Raw genomic sequence first — 19648 nt, 5'->3', positions numbered from 1 at the left:
TCGTCCCGCACTCGATCGAGATCGGACGTGACCGGTGCGGAGCAGTTGGCGATCATCGCGGCCGGACTCGGCGCCGGCATCCTCACCTCCACCGTCGGAGTCGCGTCGCTGCTCAGCTTCCCGGCGTTGATCGCACTCGGGATTCCGCCGGTCGTGGCGAACGCCTCGAACACGATCGGCCTCCTTCCCGGCGCGCTCAGCGGCTCGTTCGGCTACCGCCGTGAGCTCCGCGAGGTCTCCCGTCCCACGACGATCGCGGTCGTGCTGACGTGTGCGATCGGCGCGATCGGGGGCGCCGTACTGCTGCTCGCGCTGCCGCCAGGCGTGTTCGCCGCGGCGGCACCGTGGCTGATCCTGTTCACCTGTCTGATCGTCGGGGTCCAGCCGTGGATCTCCCGCTGGCTGCGTTCCCGGCACGAGGAACCGCAGGAGACGCGGACGGCGATGACACCGGCGACGACGTTCTTCGCCGCGCTGACCGGCGTGTACGGCGGGTACTTCGGCGCCGGTGCGGGCGTGATGATGATGGCGGTGCTCGGCCTCGGCCTGGACCTCGAGCTGCGCGTCGTGAATGCCCTCAAAACCCTGTCCCTGCTGGCCGCGAACCTCGTCGCCAGCGTCATCTTCGTCTTCATCGCCGACCTGAACCCGACCGCGATCGTGCTCCTCGCGATCGGCTCCGTGGCCGGCGGCTATGTCGGCTCACATATCGGCCGCCGCCTCCCGAGCGGCCTGCTCCGCGGTCTGATCGTGGTGGCCGGCGTCACGGCCGCAGTGCTGATGCTCCGCTGATCACAGTCCCGGAGCGGCCCGGGCATCGGCGGCGCACTCGGCCGTCAGGCGGTCGGGTCGGGGCCCAGGGCTGTGTTGAGCAGGTCGCCGAGTTGCTGGAGTTGGGCGGCGGACAGGTTGTGGAACGACGACTTGAAGACGTCGTTCACGGCTGCCTGGCCCTCGGCCCGGAGCTGTTCGCCCTTCGCGGTGAGGCGGTGCTTCACGGCGCGACCCGGTCCGGGGATTCGCTCGATCAGGCCGCGCTCGGCCATCCGCGTGGCCAGTGAGCCGAAGGACTGGTCGGTCTGGAACGTCAGCACCGCGAGGTCGTGCAACGAGGCGTCGGGTTCGCGATGCAGGTGCCGCAAGGTGTCCCACTGCACGAGCGACAGCCCGAGAGGTGCGAGTGCGCGGCTGAGCGCGCGGTGGTGCCGGTGCTGCAGGCGCTTCACGGCCAGGGCGACATCCGCGGGCTGGTGCTTCATGACGCCGAGCGTACATCAGGTTGCTTATATCAGGTAGCTGATCTAAGGTTCCTTATATAAACAAGCTGATGGAGAGTGCTGATGAGTACGTTCCTGTTGTTGCACGGCGGCGGTGGCGTGCAGACGATGAGCGGTTTCGGCGACCTGCTGGCCGAGCGCACCCAGTCCCGGGTCATGCTGCCGACGCACCCCGGTTTCGGCGGCACACCGAGGAGCGCCGGAGTCACCACGGTCGCCGACCTCGCCGCGTCGTACGTCGAGATGCTCGACGAACTGGATCTCACCGACGTGACGGTGATCGGCAACTCGTTCGGTGGCTGGCTCGCCGCGGAGATCGCGCTGCGCAAGAGCCCACGGGTGACCGGCGTCGCGATCGTCGACGGGATCGGCATCGAGGTCGACGGTCATCCGTTGACCGACGTCAGCGGCCTGTCGCCCGCCGAGCTCCGGACGTACTCGTTCCACGACCCGGCCAAGCTGCCGGTGCCACCGAGTGCGGGCGGACCGAGTCCCGACGTGCAGGCTTTGCTCGCCTACACCGGCCCGACCATGTCCGATCCCACGCTGCTCGAGCGGCTCGGCGACATCGATGTACCTGTGCACGTCGTCTGGGGCGAGAGCGACCGGATCGCGGACCCGGAGTACGGCAAGGCCTACGCCGCAGCGATCCCGCGGTCCACCTACACACTCCTCCCGGCCACCGGTCACCTCCCACAACTCGAAACCCCCGAACTCCTCCTTGCCGCAGTCCTCTCCTGATCGTCAACGGGTGATGCGGTCTACTCGGTGGCCGGTTTGGTCGAAGATGTGGATTCGGGTGGTGTCCAGGGCCAGGTGGACCCGGGTGCCTCGGGCCAACTCGGTGTCTACGGGGAGTTCTACGACCAGGTCGGCGCGGCGGTGGGTGGGGCCGTGAGGTTCGGGTGGGGGAGGGGGCGGCGTACGGCGGGTGATGCGGGACCGGAGTCTGGTCAGGCGGGACGGCGTACGGTCAACGGCGGAGTACGCGTGGGTGGGCGCGACGCGGCCGATCTTGTCCGGGTCGACGACCTCGATGCCGCACTGGACGAACGCGATCGACTGCTGGCCGTGGAACTCGAACGCGCGGATCGTGCCGGTCAGCTGGTTCGGTGCATCCTGCGTCAGGCTGAACGCGTTCGAGCGCGCGCCGACGATCACCTGGGCGCCGTCGTGGTGGCGCAGGATCAGTGACCGGCGATCGGTGGGGTCCAGAGAGATCGACTGGCTGCCGAGGTCGAGGGCGACCCGGTGGTGGGCGGTGACGCGCACGGTCGCGGCCATCAGGTTGATCCGCGGCGTCCCCAGGAAGCCGGCCACGAACGCGGTAGCGGGGTCGTTGTAGACCTGCGTCGGCGTACCGACGTCCTCGATCCGGCCGTCGCGCATCACCGCGATCCGGTCGGCCAGCGTCAGCGCCTCGACCTGGTCGTGCGTCACGTAGAGCGTGGTCACGTTGAGGTCCCTGGTCATCGCACCGATCTCCTGACGGAGTTCGGTGCGCATCGTGGCGTCGAGGTTCGACAGCGGTTCGTCGAGCAGGAACACCTGTGGACGCCGTACCAGCGCCCGCCCGATCGCGACCCGCTGCCGTTGGCCGCCCGACAACGTCCGCGGCATCCGGTCGAGCACCGACTCGATGCTGAGGATCTGCGCGAGCCCGGCCGCGGTCGACCCGGCCTGTACGTCGTCCTGCCCGGCGATCTGCAGCGGGAACATGATGTTCTCCTGCACCGTCCGGTTCGGGTACAGGGCACCGGTCTGGAAGACCATCGCCACGCCGCGCTCGCGCGGCGCGAGCCGGGTCCCGAGGGTCCGCCCGAACCAGATCTCGCCGGCGGTCACGCGTTCGAGGCCGGCGATCATCCGCAGCAGTGTCGTCTTCCCGCACCCGGACGGCCCGAGCAGCACCATGAACTCGCCGTCGTCGATCTGCAGCGACAACTCGTCCACGGCCAGGTGTTCACCCTCGAACACCTTGGACACCGCATCGAGCCGGATCGCCGTCATGTGAGCCTTATACGGGAAGTTCCGGTTCACCGGCAAGCACTGGGCACCGGGCGAACTGGTTGCGTCCCGCACGATCCAGAACTCAACTGTTGCCAGAGGCAATCAATCTGCCGTTGACAACGACGGTGACGAGGTCTCCGACGGCGCGGTCCGGGGTGCTGGTCAGCTGGACCAGGTCGGCGCGGGCGCCGACTTCCAGGCGGCCGCGGTTGTGCAGGCCGAGGAGGTCGGCAGGGGTCGTGGTGGCCATGGTGACAGCGGTTTCCAGGGGCAGCCCACCGGGGCCGGTGGCCCAGCGGAGGCAGTCGAGAAGGGAGGCGCCGCTACCGGCCAGGTACGGCGTACCTTGCAGGCGGAGGCTCCCGTCGGAGCCGACGGTTACTGCGCCGCCGACCGCGGTCTGGTAGTCACCGGGGGCGCACCCGGCCAAGGCGGCGGCGTCGCTGGTGAGGACGCAACGGCCCGGGCCCTTGGCGCGGACGAGGGCGGCGAACGTGTCGGCGGGGAGATGATGGCCGTCGGCAATCAGCCCCGCGGTGAGCGCATCCTCCGTGAGCTGGGGCCAGATCGGGTTGTCGTGACGGTCGATCTGAGCGGGCAGTCCGTTACCGAGGTGGGTCGAGAGCCGTCCGCCGGCGGCGGCGAACGCGTGGACGTCGGCGGCGGTCGCCAGCGAATGCCCGACCGAGGGAACCACAGCGCGCTCCGCGCCCGGCCCTGACGACGGTTGTACCAGGTGGCGGGTGAACTCGATGGCGCCCTGGCGTTCGGGGGCGAGCGTCATGATCGCGATCGCGCCGTCGGCCGCGGCCTGCCAGCGGTCGAACTCGTCGGCATCCGGGTCGCGGATCACGGCCGGGTCGTGCGCACCACGGGCGCCCTCCGCGGACGAGATGTACGGACCCTCCAGGTGCAGGCCTGGCACGCCGTAGGCCACATCGGAATCGTTTGCGCGCGCGGTGGCGGCTCGCTTGACGAGCGTGGTCGTCGTCGCGTCGTCGGCGGAGATGATCGTGGGGTAGACCGTGGTCACCCCTTGCCCCCACAGTGCGCGGACGAGGTCAGCCAGTTCGCTCGCCGGGCGGGACGGGTCGTTGACGTCCAGTCCGCCGTACCCGTTGAGCTGGATGTCGACGAGACCGGGGATCAGCAGCAGGTCCGGTGCCGACGGGTGGTCGGTGATCTCCTCGATCCCGTCGCCGGAGAACCGCACCCGGACCCCGCGCCCGTCGGCCGTGCGACCTTCCAGCACCTCGCTCATGACACTGGCCTCCTAGAGCTTCAGGGTTCGGAGTTGGCGGCGGGAGGTGATGCCGAGTTTGGCGAAGGTTTTGCGGAGGTGCCACTCGACGGTTCGGGGGCTGATGAACAGTTGCGCGGCGATCTCCGGGTTGGTCAGGCCGTCGCGGGCCAGGCCGGCGATCTGGGACTCCTGCGCGGTCAGGTCGTTCGTGGTCTCGGGCGTGCGTTTCCGAACGGTCTCACCGGTGGCGAGCAACTCGTGGCGGGCACGTTCGGCGAAGGCATCGGCACCCGTCGCGGCCAGCTGTTCGTGGGCGGTGCGGAGGTGCGCGCGGGCGTCCTGACGGCGGCCTTCGCGGCGCAGCCACTCGCCGTACAGCAGTTCGGCGCGGGCCGACTCGATGCGCAGACCGGTCCGGCTCAGGTGGTCGATCGACGCGCGGTACGCGTCCTCGTCATTGCTGAGCAGCGCTCGCGTACGGGCCTCCATCCCGCGACCCCAGTCCGACGGCGTGGCGGCGACTCGCTCGTTCAGCCAGGCCAGCGCGGTTTCGACCAGCTTGGTGTCGCCGGTCCGCGAGGCGGCCTCGGCCAGTTCGCCGATCACGAGTACGCCGTACGCGACGACGTCCTGCTCGAACACCTGCAGCGCCGCGTCCCGGGCCGCGTCGTACCGGCCGAGGCCGTTGTTCAGCAGTGAGGTGGTGTACGTCGCGATCGCGGTCATCCGGCCCTGGCCCTGAGCGCGTGCCTCGCGGATCATCGCGTCAATCAGCGGTGTCGCCTCGGCCTCGTTCCCGCGCAGAGCGGCCAGCTGCATACGCCCGATCCCGAGCACGCGGTTTCCGGTCGCGGCGGCGATCTGCCGCTCTTCCTCGACGTACGCCGTGGCGGCTGCGAGGTCGCCGGTCATCGACACCACGTTGGCGCGGAAGTTCAGCGCCCACTGGAGCTGGACGAGCGCACCGCTGTCGCGGGCGATCCGTTCGTGCCGTGCGGCCAGTTCGAGCGCGGCGTCGAGATCCCAGACGTCGATCGCGACAATGCCGCTGGCTCGGTTGCCGGCCAGCCACAACCAGCCGCGGACGTCCTCGGCATCGCTCTCGCTCTGCCGCGCCTGGTCGACGGCTTTGACGAGTTGCGTTGCGGCAGCGGCGTACCCGCGGGTGAAGCGGAGCGCGAGTGCCTGGAGGAGCAGGTCGCCCGGCGGGTCCGACGGCGCCGGTGCGGGTGCGGCGGACGCGGCCTCGCCGAGAATGCCGGGTGTGTCCGGGCCGCTCGCCCAGATCGCGGCCGACATCGCCTCCAGGTACGCGACCCGCGCCTGCTCGTGGTCGAGCGGATCGAGCTGCTTGGCGGCGACGACCAGCGTTCGGGCTGCTTCGGTCGCGTGTCCGCGGTCGAAGGCGATCTCGCCGCGCAGGCGCATGACTTCTGCCTGCCGTACAGCGTTCCCGGGGCCGGCGGACACGGCGCCGAGCAGGTCCAGTGCAGCGTCGAGCGCACCGGCGCTGCGTTTCGCGGTGGCGGCGGCGAGTAGGCGGTCGGCTCGGAGACCGGGGTCGATGGTCAGCGCGGCCGAGCGTTCGAGGAACGTGGCGGCGGCGAAGAATCCGCCTCGTGCTCGCGCCCGTTGTGCGGACCGTTCGAGTTCGGCGGCGACGCCCTCGTCGGGGGCCATGGTCGCCTGCGCGCGATGCCAGGCCCGGCGGTCTGGGTCGGTCTCGGGATCCGTGACGTCTGCGAGTGCCCGGTGTACGGCCAGTCGTTGCTGCGGCGTGGCCGTCCGGTAGGCCGCCGAGCGCACCAGCGGGTGCCGGAACCGGATGTGCTGGTCAAAGGTGATCAGCCCGGACTCGATCGCACCCGCCGCAGCGTCAGCGCCGAGCCCGAGTTGCTCAGCCGCCCGCCACAACAGCGTCGGGTCGCCGAGCGGTTCGGCGGCCGCGGTCAGCAGGAGCAGCCGGGTGGCGGGCTGCAATGCTTCGATGCGCCGTACGAAACCGTCCTCGAGCCTGCTTGTCAGGGTGCCTTCGGTGAGGCCGTCGGCCAGTTCCGCCGCGGTCCAGGCGCGAGGGAGCTCGAGCAGGGCGAGCGGGTTGCCGCGCGTCTCGGCCACGATCCGGTCGCGGACCCGCGGGTCGATCGGTCCGGGGAGTACGGAGTCCAGGAGATCGCGGGCTTCGGCGTCGTCGAGGCCGCGGATCTCGAGTTCGGTGAGCCCGGTGAAGGCGTGCTCGATGCCGGCGCGGACCGCGAAGACCATCACCACCGACTCGGCCGCGAGCCTGCGGGTGACGAACGCGAGGATCCGGGCGGACATCAGGTCCAGCCATTGCGCATCGTCGACCACGCACAGCACGGGCTGCTCCGTGGCTGCGTCGGCGAGCAGGTTGAGTACGGCGAGACCGGTCAGGAACTTGTCCGGGGCCGGGCCGCTCACCAGGCCGAACGCCGTACCGAGAGCCTCCCGCTGCGGTGCAGGCAGCCGGTCGAGATGACCCAGGAACGGCTGGCACAACTGGTGCAGACCGGCGTACGCGAGCTCCATCTCGGACTCGATCCCCGCGGTGCGAGTGACCCGGCAACCATCCGCCCCGGCGACCAGTGCGTCCAGCAGAGCCGATTTACCGACCCCAGCCTCTCCGGTGAGCAACAGCACCTGGCTACGTCCGGCCTTCGCCTCGCGAACCAATCCGTCCAGTACGCCGGTCTCCCGCCGCCGGCCCCGAAGCCCTCGATCCGCGATCCCCACAGCGGGCAGCCTATCCGGGCCGCCCGGCGTGCACTGGTCAGACCAGTACGACTGGACCGCCGGCGAGTCGGGCGACTGTCGCGCTGCCGGTCTGTTGGAGCCAGGTGCGGTCGGCCGTCAGGACGGTGAGGGCTGCGGCGGTGGACTCGGCCAGGACGGCGCTTTCGACCGTTCCGGTGACCGGGCTTCGGCGTACGTCGACCTCCGGGTACGCCGTTTGCCACGCGGTCACGTCGGCGGGAGTGGTTTGCAGGATGGTCAGACCAGTGCCCCGGCGGCGTGCCGCACCGAACGCGAAGCCCAGTGCGTCGGGGCGGTCGTGGCCGCCGACGGCTACGACGACCCGGCCCGTGGACGGCCCGACCGCGTGGTCCGACGTCAGCCCGACAACTGCCAGGGAGGCCGTCGTACGGCGAGCCAGGCGGCGGGACAACGCCCGCTCGAACCGGCGGCCGCGGCCGATCACCACAAGAGCCCCGGTGCTCTCCCGGGCTTCGTTCAGCAGGGCGGTCAGCGGGCGGCCGGGGAACACCGTCGACGAGATGCGCAGGCTCGGAAAGATCGCCTGGACGTGCTCGATCGCCTCGTCCACGACTGCGTCCGCCGCCTCGAGGTCCCGCTCTTCGACGGTCAGCTCGCCCAGCGGGTCGAGCAGGTGCGGCCAGCGGAACGCGTACACGATGCGCAGTTCGGCGCTACGGGAGGCAGCCTCGGCCGCCGCCCACTCCAAGGTGTCCTGGCTGTCGTTCTCGAGTAGGACCACCACTGGGCCGTAGTACTGCTTCATCGGGGTGCCTCCCTGGACGTTCTTCGGTGTGACACCACCGTCTCGTCGCAGGCAGGTGCATCACACCAGGGAGAACCACGGGTCGTTACCCCAGGGACTCACGTGTCCAGCAGCCGCAGCGCCTCCGTGATCGAGGCGGTGACTGGTGCGCCCGTGGTTTGCAGGGCCTCTAGGGTCATCGCGCCGGTCGTGACGAGTACGCAGCCGGCGCCGGCTGCCTGGGCGGCGTTGGCGTCGTCCACGACGTCTCCGATGAGCACTACATCGGACGGGTCCAGCTGCTGTGCCTCCAGGTGGCGGATCAGGCTGTCGGCCTTCGAGCCGCCGCCGACCTCTCCGGGCAGCCCGTCGACCCGGGTGAAGTACTGCGTGAGGCCGTACTGCTCGACCGTCGGTGCGAGGCGCGAGTGGAACCACATGGACAGCAACGACTGAGTCCGCCCGCCGGCGGTCCAGGCTCGCAGTACGTCGTGGGCGCCCGCGGCGAGCTCACAGGTGTGCAGGAGAGCGTCGTACCGGTCGTGGTAGAGCTTGTCGACCTGCGCCCACTCTTCCTCGTCGAGCGGGCGCTGCAGGATCTGCTCGTACGAGAGCCGCATCGGCCGCGCGTACGCCGCCTGCCACTCGCCCCAGCTCAGCTCCGCGCGCCCGAACCCCGCACAAACTTCGTTGACGGCAGCCAGTACGGCGTGATTGTCATTGAGCAGCGTCCCGTTCCAGTCCCACACCACATGTCTCACCGGGCAACTGTAGACGGGCACACCGAGGCGAAAGGCTCGCGAATGGGACAGATCACAGAGCTGGGGCAGCTGATTCCGGCGGACCCCGACAAGCCGGCCCGTAAGGAGGCGGCCGCCAGCCAGCGGATGTCCCTCGACCTGGCACTGCATCCGTCCACGTGGTCCGCCGAGCAGGCTGAGGAGACGGTACGGCGCTACACCGAGCTGGCTCCGGTCTGGGACGACGAGCGCGGGGGCTACCGCCCTGTGCCACTCGCTGACGCGTTGCAGCGTGGTGGTCCGTGGCCGCAAGGCCTCTGCCTGGAAGTCGGCTGCGGGACCGGTCTGCTGTCCGGTCTCCTCCACGGCGTCTGGTCCGAAGTGATCAGCCTGGATCTGACGTGGGCGATGCTCAGCCGCTCGACGGAGCCGTGGCGGATCGTGGGTGATGCGTCGCGGCTGCCTGTCGCAACTGCGTCGGCGCGGGCTGTGGTGCTGGCCGACGTACCTCTGTTTGCTGACGAGGTCGTACGCACCTTGGCGCCGGACGGGGTACTGGTGTGGTCCAACGCGCTAGGGGAGGACGCGCCGCATCACGTGCCGATCCCGACGGTGCTCGCCGCGTTGGAGAGTGTGTCCGGTGAGTCTTGGTCTGCGGTCATGTCCCACGCTGGTTGGGGCCTGTGGGCCGTCCTTCGGCGCAATGGCTGAGTTCGCAATGGCTGAGTTCCGGCAGGCGGCTGAGGTTGCGGACGGGTTTCACGCCGAGGTGGTCGCGCCCCTGGTGGGGGACGTGGACTATGCGGCCGGTCTGCTCGGGTTAAGGCTGTCGACGACGGGCTGCCGGACGAGTACGCCGGATACCCGGTCCGCTTCGGCTGGGACAGCTACGAGCCGCGGCATCATGTGACGGTCACAACCGTGGGGGACTGGTTGCGCGAGCGGCTCGGGTTCGATGCTTCGCAGCGGGTGCGTGACGCACTCGCCTGGTACCCGGACCAGATCTGGCGGTGGACGCTCGCGTGCCAGTGGTCGCGGATCGCGCAGGAGGAGGCATTCGTCCAGCGCACGCACGAGGTGGGCGACGAGCTCGGGTCACGTGTGGTGGCTGCTCGGCTGGTGCGGGACCTCATGCGGCTGGCGATGCTGCAGGCACGGACCTATGCGCCGTACAGCAAGTGGCTCGGTACGGCGTTCGCTCGCCTCGGTCACCCGGACGGGCTCGACGTGGCGCTGGCCACCGGCCCGCGCAGGTGCTCCATGCTGGGCGGTTCGCGGACGCGTGTCTGGCGACGGTGACCGACGACGCGGTCTCGCGGCACGGGCTGATCGGGGCGATCGACCAGTTCGCGGACAACACCGACGTACTCAGCAACCCGGCCGCGTTCCGGAAGCTGATTGCTGTCTATCGTTGACCGATGACCCTCGCCAGGCACGTCATCAGCTCCGTCACGACCACTGAGATCCGCTACGAGTATCTGCGGACGATCGGCCGTAACGCGTTCCTCGGGAGTCACGGGAACGGCGGCAGCACCACGGCGTACGTCGTCGAGACCGACCGCGGCGCGACGGGTTGGGGGCTGCCGTTGTACGACGCGGATCCCGGTCAGCTGCTCGGCCGGTCGTTGGCCGAGCTGATCGATCCGGAGCAGGGCGTGATCGACCCGGCGGCCGAGTTCCTCGACTACCCGCTGCACGATCTGGCGGCGCGGATCCTCGACCTGCCGGTGTACGCGATGCTCGGCGCAACCGGGTCGCCGCGGGTGCGCTGCTACAGCGGCGGCATCTACTTCGACGACCTCGACGGCGGGATGGACGCGATCCGGGCGAATCTCGCACAGGACCACGCGTTCGGGTTCCGCGACTTCAAACTGAAGATCGGCCGCGGGCACCGCTGGATGGACACCCGCGCCGGACTGCAGCGGGACATCGAGGTGACCCGGCTGGCGCGCGAGCTGTACCCGGACGCCGGGATCCTTGTCGACGGCAACGACGGGTTCACCCTCAACGGCCTCTTCGAGTACCTGGACGGCGTCGCGGACTGCGATCTGTACTGGATCGAGGAACCGTTCGCCGAACGCCGCCCGGACCTGGAAGCCCTCCACGACCACCTGCGGACCATGTCACCAGGGCCTTCCCGCCCTAAGGTCGCCGACGGTGAGTACGACCCGAACGTGGAGCACGTCCTCGAGCTGGCTCGTGAGGGTCTCGTGGACGTAGCCCTCATGGACGTCACCAGCCACGGCCTCACGGCCTGGCGCCGCACCATGCCGCTCCTGAAGGCCGAAGCCTCACCCCACGCCTGGGGCCAGCCCCTCAAGACCCTGTACGCCGCCCACCTGGCAGCCGGCCTCGGCAACACCCCCATCATCGAAGGCGTCCCCGGCCCCGGCTACTACGTCCTGGAGGGCGGTCACGTCGTACTGTCCGAAGCCCCCGGCTTCGGTCTCGACCTGCCGATCACATATCGAGGATGAGGTCGGTTGTCGGGCGGGAGCAGCAGATCAGGGCCTGTCCGTACGGGGGAGGTTCTAGCGGGGTGGGGGAGTAGGTCAGGTCGCCTGACAGCAGTGGGGTGATGCAGTTGTGGCAGACGCCGGTGCGGCAGCTCCAGCGGGCCGGTACATCGCAAGCTTCGGCCAGCTCGAGCAGACTGCCGTCTTGCATGGCTGTGGAGATACCACTGCGGGCGAACGTGACCAGTGGTCCTGTGCCGGGCATATCTGGTTGGTGCGGCGGTCTGCTCGGCTGGCCGACGACACCTGGATTCAGCGACGCCAACGCTCCGAACAGCTCCGTGCGGATCCGCCTCACACCCAGGGCGTTCAGCGCCTCCTGCATGTCCGCCATGAACGATTCCGGCCCGCAGACGTACGCCGTCGCATCGGTGGGCAGGGCCAGGCCGGCAAGCTTGTCCTTGGTCAGCCGGCCGCCGATCGAGCTGTAATACACGTGCTCGTGAGCACCAGGAAGCTGCGCAAGCAACTCATGTGCCTCCGCCGCGAATGCGTGCTCGGCCGGCCCGCGGGTCGCGTGGATCCACCAGACCTCACGGGAACTACCGGCAAGGCTGTGGAGCATCGCGAGCACAGGCGTCACGCCGATGCCCGCTGAGATGAGCAGCACCGGCTCGGTCCCGTCATCGAGGACGAACTCACCACGTGGTGCTGCGACTTCCAGCAGACTGCTGGGTGTTAGCTGCGTGAGGTATTCACTCCCAAGACCATGAGGTTCGCGCTTGACGCTCACGCGATAGCCGCGGGAGGTGGAGAGCGAATAGCTGCGCACCGCACCGGGCAACCGAAATGTCAGGTACTGACCGGCCTGAGTCGCTGGTAGCTCACCACCGTCAACTGCTGCGAGGTGCACCGAGAACACGTCACTCGTCTCGGCAACCACATCAGTCACCCGCAGCGGCCGAAAGCCGTCCCAGGCCGGCTTGGGCGTGTCAGCCTCTTCCAGCAGGTCGCGGAACGACCCCTGCCAGCCAGGACTCATCGCGGGGATCTGTACGGCGAGCCGCAGCTTCTCCTGGTCCCGGCCGGGCAGATAGAGCAGCGCGTCCGTGTCGGACACGCTCAACGCACCAGGGCCGGTCGCCGTCTTGACGATGGAGTCGCCTGCCGCGACCTCGCCCTCTGTGATCACCCGGCAGTAGAACCCGGGCCGGTGATGGCTGACGAGCAGGGCGGGCAGCTCCGGCTCGCCCATCCGCATCCCGACGCGGTAGCAGGTGACCCGCGGCTGCGTCACCTCGAGCTCCACGCTGCCGATCCGGTACCGGTCCCCGATGCAGACCTCGTCGTCGGGCAGTCCGTCGACCGTCAGGTTCTCGCCGAACTGCCCGTAGACGAAGTCGTCCCGCCCGAAATACTTCTCCCAGTAACGGTAGGAGTCGAGCTGGTAGACCAGCATCGCGCGTTGCTCACCACCGTGGCCGGCTGTGTCGCCCTGGCCGTCGCCGTCCAGGTTCAGCCGACGGACCGTCACCGGTCCGTCGACCGGCTGCTTCCATACACCGGTGTAGACGGTCTTCCCGTTCCACTCGACGTTCTTCGGCAGTCCGACATTCACCGACAACACAGTCGCTTCACTCATCCGGACCCCCCTCCACGGTCCTAAGCTACGCCTCCTGGTTCAGGCGTTTGGTGTACTCGGCTACCTGGCGCAGGGACTTCTCGTCTGCCCAGGACCAGGTTGGCGCGGGTGTTGACGGGCCTTCGTAGGGGAGGTCCTCGTAGTGGGCTTGTAGCTCGGCTAGCTGGACAGTCAGGGCAGCGCGTGTGTCGGCGTACGTCGGGTCGTCGGCGACGTTGACGAGCTCCTCTGGGTCCTTGCGTAGGTCGTACAGCTCCCACTCGGACTCGAAGAGTCGCTCCGACGACCCCGGTACGCCGAGACCGGCGCCGTAGTAGTGGATGAGCTTGAACTCCTTCGTCCGTACGCCGTAGTGCGCCGGAGCGTGGTGGATCGGGTCGTCGTGCTCCCAGTACCGGTAGTACACGGCATCCGGCCAGTCCGGGACCTCCTCACCACGCAGCACCGGCAGGAAGCTCCGGCCTTGCGAGGTGGGCAGTGCCGGCGCGCCGGCCATGTCGAGGAACGTCGCCGCGAAGTCGACGTTGGTGACCATCGCGTCGCAGGTGCTGCCGGCGGGGATCACCGACGGCCAGCGGATCATCATCGGCATCTGCAGCGACTCGTCGAACATGAGCCGCTTGTCGAACCACCCGTGATCGCCGAGGAAGAACCCCTGGTCGGATGTGTAGACGACAACGGTGTTGTCGCTGACCCCTTCCTCGTCCAGTACGTCGAGAAGCCGCCCGACGTTGTCGTCGATGCTCTGGACGCACTGCAGGTAGTCACGCAGGTAGCGCTGGTACTTCCACCGCATCCGCGCCTCCCGGTTCTCCGGACCGCGTAGCTCGTCCGGCAGCTTCTCACCGAGCTCGTCCGCACCCAGGTCGTCCGCGACGGACATGCGGACGCCACGGACCGCCTGACTCCGCGTGCTGTGGTCGTCGAACAGTGTGCTCGGCTCCGGGATCGAACCGACCGGGTAGAGGTGCTTGTGCCTCTCGTCCGGTACCCACGGCCGGTGCGGTGCCTTGTGGTGCACCAGCAGCAGGAACGGCCGATCCGGATCCCGCTGCCTGATCCAGTCGATGCTCTGGTCAGTCACGATGTCCGTCGCGTATCCAGGGACCGACGAGGCACCGTCCGGTCCGAGCATCAGCGGGTCGACGTACTCACCCTGCCCGGGGAACACCCGCCACGCGTCGAAGTGCCGCGGCGCGGACTCCGGCCGCTCACCCAGGTGCCACTTGCCGAACAGCGCGGTCTGGTAGCCGGCCTCCTTCAGCACCTCGGCGAACGTCGGCACGCGGTAGTCGATCTCGGTGAAGATCGACGCGACGCCGTTCACGTGGCTGTACGTCCCGGTCAGGATCGACGCCCGCGACGGCGAACAGATCGAGTTCGTGCAGTACGTCGCGTCCATCCGCACGCCGTCGCGCGCCAGCCGGTCCAGGTGCGGCGTGCTGTTGACCTTGCGGCTCGTGTTGTCGCTGTACGCCGAGATCGCGTGCGCGGCGTGGTCGTCGGACATGACGAAGACGATGTTCGGGCGGTTCGGTTGGGGCATCAACTCACCTCTCGGGCGGCGTGGACGGACAAGGCAGTGTCGAGCTCCAGCATCATCTCGGCGGTCACACCGGGATGTGCGGCGAACACCTCGAGCAGGGGCGCGGTCGGGATGAGCCTGCGCATTCCGTTGAGCCCTGCTGTGAGGTGACTTGGCAATGGGTCCGGGTAGCGCTCCAATACGTCGGTCAACGTCAGCGTTCGCAGCGGAGAGTCCGCTGCCAGCTCGCTCCGGCGTACCGACGGCCGGAGGGCCCGCTGCGCCTGGTCCCACTGGCGTTCGATGAGCAGATGCGCTGTCAGCACAGGTCCTTCGACCGGCAGACCGAGACGTTCGTACTGCTCGGCAGGTGCGTCGTTGGCGCGCATCAGGTCGACCATCAGGCTGCACAGTTGCAGCTCCAGCTCGTCGTCTCGCAACGGGTGCCGCTGTTGCGGGTCGTTCTGGAGGTCGAACAGCAGCGAGCCATGCCACCACGGGTTCCCGACAGGTGGGCCCGCGACCTTCAGCAGTGGAACCCCCTTGGTGAAGGTGAAGCCGTCGGTCAGGGTCGCGTCCTGGAGCTCCCCGGGCCGGAAGCGGGCGCGCATGTGCGTAGGCATCAGCGTGTAGTTGTAGAGGGGACCGTTGGACGAGTCCGCACAGCCACGCATGTAGACGTAGCGGCCGTCCGTCACGTTGACATGGCCACCATGCGAGCCGAACAACGCGCCCGCACGTGTCTGATCACCTGTCAACGGCAGCCCCTGCATGTCGGCCGGAGCGTCCACAGCGAAGTAGTCGAGCAGCGTCGGCGCGATATCGATCGTCTGCACCAGGGCGTCCCGTCGTACCCCTGCCGCCCGCTCCCGCGGATTCCACACGAACAACGGCGTGTGGATCGTCTCGTCGAACCACGGCTGCACGCTCTTGCCCCACCACCCCCGCTCACCGAGCAGGAACCCGTGGTCGGTGCACACGATCAGCATCGTGTCGTCCCACAACCCGTGCCGGTCGAACAGATCGAGCACCCGGCCGAGCGACCGGTCGCACATCGCCAGCAGCGACAGGTATTCGCCGCGCGCCCGTTCCACCTCCTCCGGCGATTCGACCACCCGCCGGTACGACGGCCAGTCGAACACCGGCGCCTCGGTGTCAACGCCGGCCAACCGCCGGTACTCGTCGTAGCTGAAGAACGGCTCGTGCGGGTCGAACGTCTCGATCTGCACGAACCACTTGTCCTCTCCCAAGTTCGTCTCGATGAACTCGATCCCCGCGTCGAAAGTCAGCGTCTGCGGATGCCGCGCCTCGTCCTGCAGGTACTGCCGGTTGACCCAGTCCTGCCGACTCAAGAACGTTGTCGCGTTCAGCGTCTCGGGCACCTCGGGATCACGAACGTGTCCCTTCCACCGGTCACCCTCCTGCCCCCGGAAGAACTCGTACGTCGAGTACCGGTTGTGGTACGTCGACCCGCCGTCCTCCCAGTAGTGCTGGTGATCTGTTGCAAGATGCGTGTGTACGCCGCTCTGCTGCAACAGCTCCGGCATCGAATCGTCGAACGGCTCCAGCGGACCCCACGAGCGGTGCAGGAAGTTGTACCGGCCGGTGTGCAGCTCACGCCGGGCCGGCATGCACGGCATGCTCCCCGCGTAGCAGTTCTCGAACAGGGTCGTGCGTTCGGCCAGCCGGCTGAAGTTCGGTGCGTGCACGTTCTCCGCGCCGTACGGCGGGAGCATCCGCCGATTGAGCGAGTCGTACATGACCATCACAGCGCGTTTCATGCAATCGCCTCACTCGCCAGCAGGTCGCGGCGTTCCTGACGGCGCAGTGCCTGGCGGTCCGGGTCGGGAAGGGGTGCGGCCATCAGCAACCGTTTCGTATACGGGTGCTCGGGACGCTCGGTGACGTCGAGCGCGTCGCCGTACTCGACGATGTCGCCGCGGTACAGGACCGCGACGCGGTGGCTGATGTGCCGGACGACCGCGAGATCGTGCGAGATGAAGAGATAGGCCACGCCGGTCTCCTCCTGGATCGAGATGAACAAGTCGAGCACCCGCGCCTGCGTGGACAGGTCCAACGCGGACACCGGCTCGTCACAGACGATCAGCTTCGGCTGCAACGCGAGCGCCCGGGCGATCGCGATCCGCTGCCGTTGACCGCCGGAGAACTCCCGCGGCAGCCGATGTACGGCGTCCTGCGGCAGACCGACCTGGTCGAGGAGTGTGCGGACACGTTCACTCGCCGTACGACGATCCGCCGTACGACGGGCGACCAGCGGTTCGACCAGGATGTCCTCGACGGTCATCGACGGGTTGAGCGAGCTGTACGGGTCCTGGAAGACCACCTGGATGTCGTCACTCAAGCCCCGGCGCTCCCGGCGCGACATCCCGACCAGCTCCCGCCCGTCGAACCGGATCGACCCGGAACCGACCGGGACCAGGCCGAGGATCGCCCGCCCGATCGTGGTCTTCCCGGAGCCGGACTCACCGACCAGACCGAGCGTCTCGTGCGGCTTGATGTCGAACGACACATCGTGCAGGGCATTGAAGCCCTTCGACCGCCAGCCGCGACCGGCGTACTCCACCACGACGTTGCGTGCTTCAAGCATGATTCACCTCCAGGCGGGTGCGCGGCGTGCTGTCCTCGAGCGTCGAGGCGAGCAAAGTCTGTGTGTACGGGTGCCGCGGACTCGCGAACAACGGCCGGACGTCGTCGACCTCGACGATCCGTCCGTCCTGCATGACGGCCACCCGGTCGCAGATGTCCGCGACCACCCCGAAGTTGTGCGTGACCAGCAACATCGCCATACCGAACTCGGTCTGCAGCCCACGCAGCAGCTCGAGTACCTCGGCCTGCACCGTCACGTCCAGCGCCGTCGTCGGCTCGTCCGCGATCAGCAGATCCGGCTTGCCCGACACCGCGCCCGCGATCAGCACACGCTGCGCCATACCGCCGGAGATCTCGTGCGGATAGGCGGCGAACGTACGTCGGGGGTCCGGGATGCCGACGCGCTCCAGCAGGTGCAGTGCTTCCGCGACGGCGGCCTGCTTGGACAGGCCGCTGACCGCGCGCAACGGCTCGACGAGCTGTTCGCCGACCCGGAAGCACGGGTCGAGGTTCGACATCGGCTCCTGCGGGATGTACCCGATCCGCCGGCCGCGCAGCGCGCGTCGCTCCGACTCGGGCAGCCGGGCCAGCTCGGTGCCGTCGAAGGCGATACTGCTGCTACCCAGCAAGGTGCCGCCGGGTGACAGCAGACCGAGCACCGAGAAAGCGGTCTGGGTCTTGCCGGAGCCTGACTCACCCACGAGACCCATCACCTCCCCGTGCCGTACGTCGAGATCGACACCGTGCACGACCTCGCGGTAGCCGTCGCTGCTCGGGTACCCGACAGTCAGGTTCGTGATCCGCAGCAGCGGCAGCTCCTCGGTGTCCGGGGTCGCGGGGACGAGCTCAGGCGGTTTCGGTGGCTTGCGGGGCCGCTCGGTGCGCTGGATGACGTCGCGGATCGCGTTGCCCAGCAGGACCAGCGACGCGACGGTGAGCGCGATCGTCATACCCGGCCACCAGATCGCGACCCGGGACGTGTAGATGTTCGTGAACGCGTCCTGCAGCATGCCGCCCCAGGTCGGCGTCCCCGGATCGCCGAGCCCGAGGAACTCCAGCCCGGACTGCACGACGATCGCGATACCGGCCACGACAGCCGCCTGGATGACGATCGGCGCGCGGACCACCAGGAGCACGTGACGGCCGATGATCCGGGGATCGCTCAGCCCCGAGACCCGGGCCGCGTCGACGTACAACTCGTGCTTGACCGCCATCACCTGACTTCGCACCAGGCGGTGGAAACCGGGTGACAGCATCACGCCGAACGCGACCATGGCCAGGTAGATCGACGAGCCGAGCGCCTGGAACAGCGCGAGCAGCACGATCATCGACGGCAGCGCCATCAGCAGGTTGGCGCCCCAGCCGAGGACGCCGTCGAGCAGACCGCCGTAGTACCCGCTGAGCAGACCGGAGACCACGCCGAGCGCCAGTGCGACCGAGAGAGCGATCACCGCGCCGGTCAGGGTGTTGCGGCCGGCGTACAGCAGGCGGCTGAAGATGTCCCGGCCGGCACCGTCACCGCCAAGCAGGTAGCCACCGCCCGGGCCGGCATTGATCTGGTCGAGTCGGAGCGCGGTCGGGCTGTGCGGCGCGACCAGCGGCGCGAATATGCTCGCCAGCACGATCACCAGCAGAATCACCAGCGCCGCGACCGCCAGCGGGTTGCGGAACACTTTGCGAGCTGTCATTGGACACGCACCTTGGGGTTGACCCAGCCGCTGACGACGTCGATGACCAGGTTGACGATGACGACCAGGACGACCAGCGTGACCACGACACCCATCAGCACCGGTACGTCGCCCTGCAGCGCTGCGTTGACCGTGAGGGTGCCGAGACCGGGGATCGCGAACACCTTCTCGATCACCACGGCACCGCCGAGCAGGGCGATGAACTGCAGTGACAGCACGGTCAGCGCGGGAATCGCCGCGTTCCGCAGCGCGTGCCGGAACAGGACGGACCGCGCACTGATACCCCGGGCCCGCAACGTGCGGACGAAGTCCTGACGCAGTACGTCGATCACCGCACCACGGACCTGTTGCGCGGCGGACGCCGTACTCCCGATCACCAGGGAGGCCACCGGCAGGACGAGGGCCGCAGCCCAGCTCCCAGGTGACTCCGAGAGCCGTACGTAGCCGGTTGCCGGCAGGACTCCGAGCGTGACCGAGAAGAACACCACGAGGACCAGCGCGACCCAGAAGTTCGGCAGTGCGAATCCCGCGACGCTCAGCACCTGGATGACCCGATCCAGCCAGCCACCGCGCACTGCCGCCGCCACACCGAGCCCGACACTGATCAATGCCGTCAGGGAAACGGCCAGAACGACCATGGACAAGGTGACCGGCAGCCGGTTGGCGATCGCCTGCGCCACAGGCTCGTTGGTGAACCAGGAGATGCCCAGGTCGCCGCGGACCGCATGCCCGGCCCACGTGCCGAGCTGCGCGAGCAGAGACTTGTCCAGACCGAGCTCCGCGTTCTTCGCGGCCAGTTGGTCCGGGGTAGCGCTCTCGCCGAGCAGGTTGCGGGCGACGTTGCTGGTGCCGGAGAAGGCGAGCAGGAAGGTGATGCCGGCGATCACCACGACCAGTACCAGGCAGGCGACCAGCCGGCGCCCGATGAATCCGAGCATGC

18 protein-coding genes are annotated in these 19648 nt (G+C 68.6%); 6 read left to right on the top strand and 12 right to left on the bottom strand.

The genetic code is table 11. The features are described 5' to 3' along the window. Positions 1-27 precede the first annotated feature (27 nt). Positions 28-792, top strand: a complete 765-nt coding sequence (locus EV651_RS31785) for a sulfite exporter TauE/SafE family protein (protein ID WP_133788953.1) — start codon at positions 28-30, stop codon at positions 790-792. Positions 793-836: 44 nt separating this feature from the next. Here the strand turns inward: EV651_RS31785 and EV651_RS31780 are convergent, their stop codons facing one another. Next, positions 837-1259 carry a MarR family winged helix-turn-helix transcriptional regulator gene (locus EV651_RS31780; RefSeq protein ID WP_133788952.1) on the bottom strand — a complete coding sequence of 141 codons (423 nt, stop codon included), beginning with the start codon at positions 1257-1259 and terminating at the stop codon, positions 837-839. Between the two features lie 81 nt (positions 1260-1340). On the opposite strand from EV651_RS31780, the gene EV651_RS31775 reads away from it, so the two are divergent. Next, positions 1341-2018 carry an alpha/beta fold hydrolase gene (locus EV651_RS31775; protein WP_133788951.1) on the top strand — a complete coding sequence of 226 codons (678 nt, stop codon included), beginning with the start codon at positions 1341-1343 and terminating at the stop codon, positions 2016-2018. A gap of 3 nt (positions 2019-2021) precedes the next feature. On the opposite strand, the gene EV651_RS31770 is transcribed toward EV651_RS31775, so the two are convergent. From EV651_RS31770 to EV651_RS31750, 5 genes are all read right to left on the bottom strand, one after another. Further along, positions 2022-3287, bottom strand: a complete 1266-nt coding sequence (locus tag EV651_RS31770; protein WP_133788950.1) for an ABC transporter ATP-binding protein — start codon at positions 3285-3287, stop codon at positions 2022-2024. An 82-nt stretch (positions 3288-3369) separates the two neighbouring features. Further along, a complete protein-coding gene (locus EV651_RS31765; protein WP_133788949.1) occupies positions 3370-4548 on the bottom strand; it encodes an N-acetylglucosamine-6-phosphate deacetylase in 1179 nt (392 codons plus the stop codon). 12 nt (positions 4549-4560) lie between these two features. Beyond that, on the bottom strand, positions 4561-7284 hold the full coding sequence (locus EV651_RS31760) for an AAA family ATPase (RefSeq protein ID WP_202870598.1): 2724 nt from the start codon (positions 7282-7284) through the stop codon (positions 4561-4563). A gap of 37 nt (positions 7285-7321) precedes the next feature. Then, a complete protein-coding gene (locus EV651_RS31755; RefSeq protein ID WP_133788948.1) occupies positions 7322-8071 on the bottom strand; it encodes a universal stress protein in 750 nt (249 codons plus the stop codon). A 98-nt stretch (positions 8072-8169) separates the two neighbouring features. After that, positions 8170-8811, bottom strand: a complete 642-nt coding sequence (locus EV651_RS31750) for an HAD family hydrolase (protein WP_238157312.1) — start codon at positions 8809-8811, stop codon at positions 8170-8172. 42 nt (positions 8812-8853) lie between these two features. Between EV651_RS31750 and EV651_RS31745 the strand changes: the two genes are divergently transcribed. The 4 genes from EV651_RS31745 to EV651_RS31730 all read left to right on the top strand — a co-directional run bounded on the left by EV651_RS31745 (position 8854) and on the right by EV651_RS31730 (position 11267). Beyond that, a complete protein-coding gene (locus EV651_RS31745; RefSeq protein WP_238157311.1) occupies positions 8854-9501 on the top strand; it encodes a methyltransferase domain-containing protein in 648 nt (215 codons plus the stop codon). Beyond that, positions 9494-9700: a hypothetical protein gene (locus tag EV651_RS31740; protein ID WP_133788945.1), complete on the top strand. Its 207-nt coding sequence runs from the start codon at positions 9494-9496 to the stop codon at positions 9698-9700. Before EV651_RS31745 ends, EV651_RS31740 begins: the two co-directional genes overlap by 8 nt. Before the next feature lie 11 nt (positions 9701-9711). Continuing rightward, positions 9712-10089 carry a DUF4037 domain-containing protein gene (locus tag EV651_RS31735; RefSeq protein WP_202870597.1) on the top strand — a complete coding sequence of 126 codons (378 nt, stop codon included), beginning with the start codon at positions 9712-9714 and terminating at the stop codon, positions 10087-10089. A 119-nt stretch (positions 10090-10208) separates the two neighbouring features. After that, positions 10209-11267 (top strand): enolase C-terminal domain-like protein, encoded by a 1059-nt coding sequence (locus tag EV651_RS31730; RefSeq protein ID WP_133788944.1) that lies wholly within the window; start codon positions 10209-10211, stop codon positions 11265-11267. Here the strand turns inward: EV651_RS31730 and EV651_RS31725 are convergent. The 6 genes from EV651_RS31725 to EV651_RS31700 are packed head-to-tail and all read right to left on the bottom strand — an operon-like array spanning position 11251 to position 19646. Beyond that, entirely contained in the window at positions 11251-12888 is a 1638-nt protein-coding gene (locus EV651_RS31725; protein WP_133788943.1) for an MOSC and FAD-binding oxidoreductase domain-containing protein, read from the bottom strand. The genes EV651_RS31730 and EV651_RS31725 overlap by 17 nt on opposite strands. Positions 12889-12913: 25 nt before the next feature. Further along, on the bottom strand, positions 12914-14434 hold the full coding sequence (locus EV651_RS31720) for a sulfatase (protein WP_133788942.1): 1521 nt from the start codon (positions 14432-14434) through the stop codon (positions 12914-12916). Beyond that, a complete protein-coding gene (locus EV651_RS31715; protein WP_133788941.1) occupies positions 14434-16194 on the bottom strand; it encodes a sulfatase in 1761 nt (586 codons plus the stop codon). Before EV651_RS31715 ends, EV651_RS31720 begins: the two co-directional genes overlap by 1 nt. After that, positions 16191-17021, bottom strand: a complete 831-nt coding sequence (locus EV651_RS31710; RefSeq protein WP_133788940.1) for an ATP-binding cassette domain-containing protein — start codon at positions 17019-17021, stop codon at positions 16191-16193. Before EV651_RS31710 ends, EV651_RS31715 begins: the two co-directional genes overlap by 4 nt. After that, a complete protein-coding gene (locus tag EV651_RS31705) occupies positions 17014-18708 on the bottom strand; it encodes a dipeptide/oligopeptide/nickel ABC transporter permease/ATP-binding protein (RefSeq protein ID WP_133788939.1) in 1695 nt (564 codons plus the stop codon). The genes EV651_RS31710 and EV651_RS31705 overlap by 8 nt, the downstream gene beginning before the upstream one ends. Further along, the gene (locus EV651_RS31700; RefSeq protein WP_133788938.1) at positions 18705-19646 is read right to left on the bottom strand and encodes an ABC transporter permease; all 942 of its coding nucleotides are present in this window, start codon (positions 19644-19646) and stop codon (positions 18705-18707) included. The genes EV651_RS31705 and EV651_RS31700 overlap by 4 nt, the downstream gene beginning before the upstream one ends. Between the last annotated feature and the right edge of the window lie 2 nt (positions 19647-19648).

The sequence above is a fragment of the Kribbella sp. VKM Ac-2571 genome, assembly GCF_004362255.1.
Taxonomy (GTDB): domain Bacteria; phylum Actinomycetota; class Actinomycetes; order Propionibacteriales; family Kribbellaceae; genus Kribbella; species Kribbella pratensis.
The sequence above is the reverse complement of the archived record's forward strand: the minus strand, read 5'-3'. Positions and strand labels throughout refer to the sequence as shown.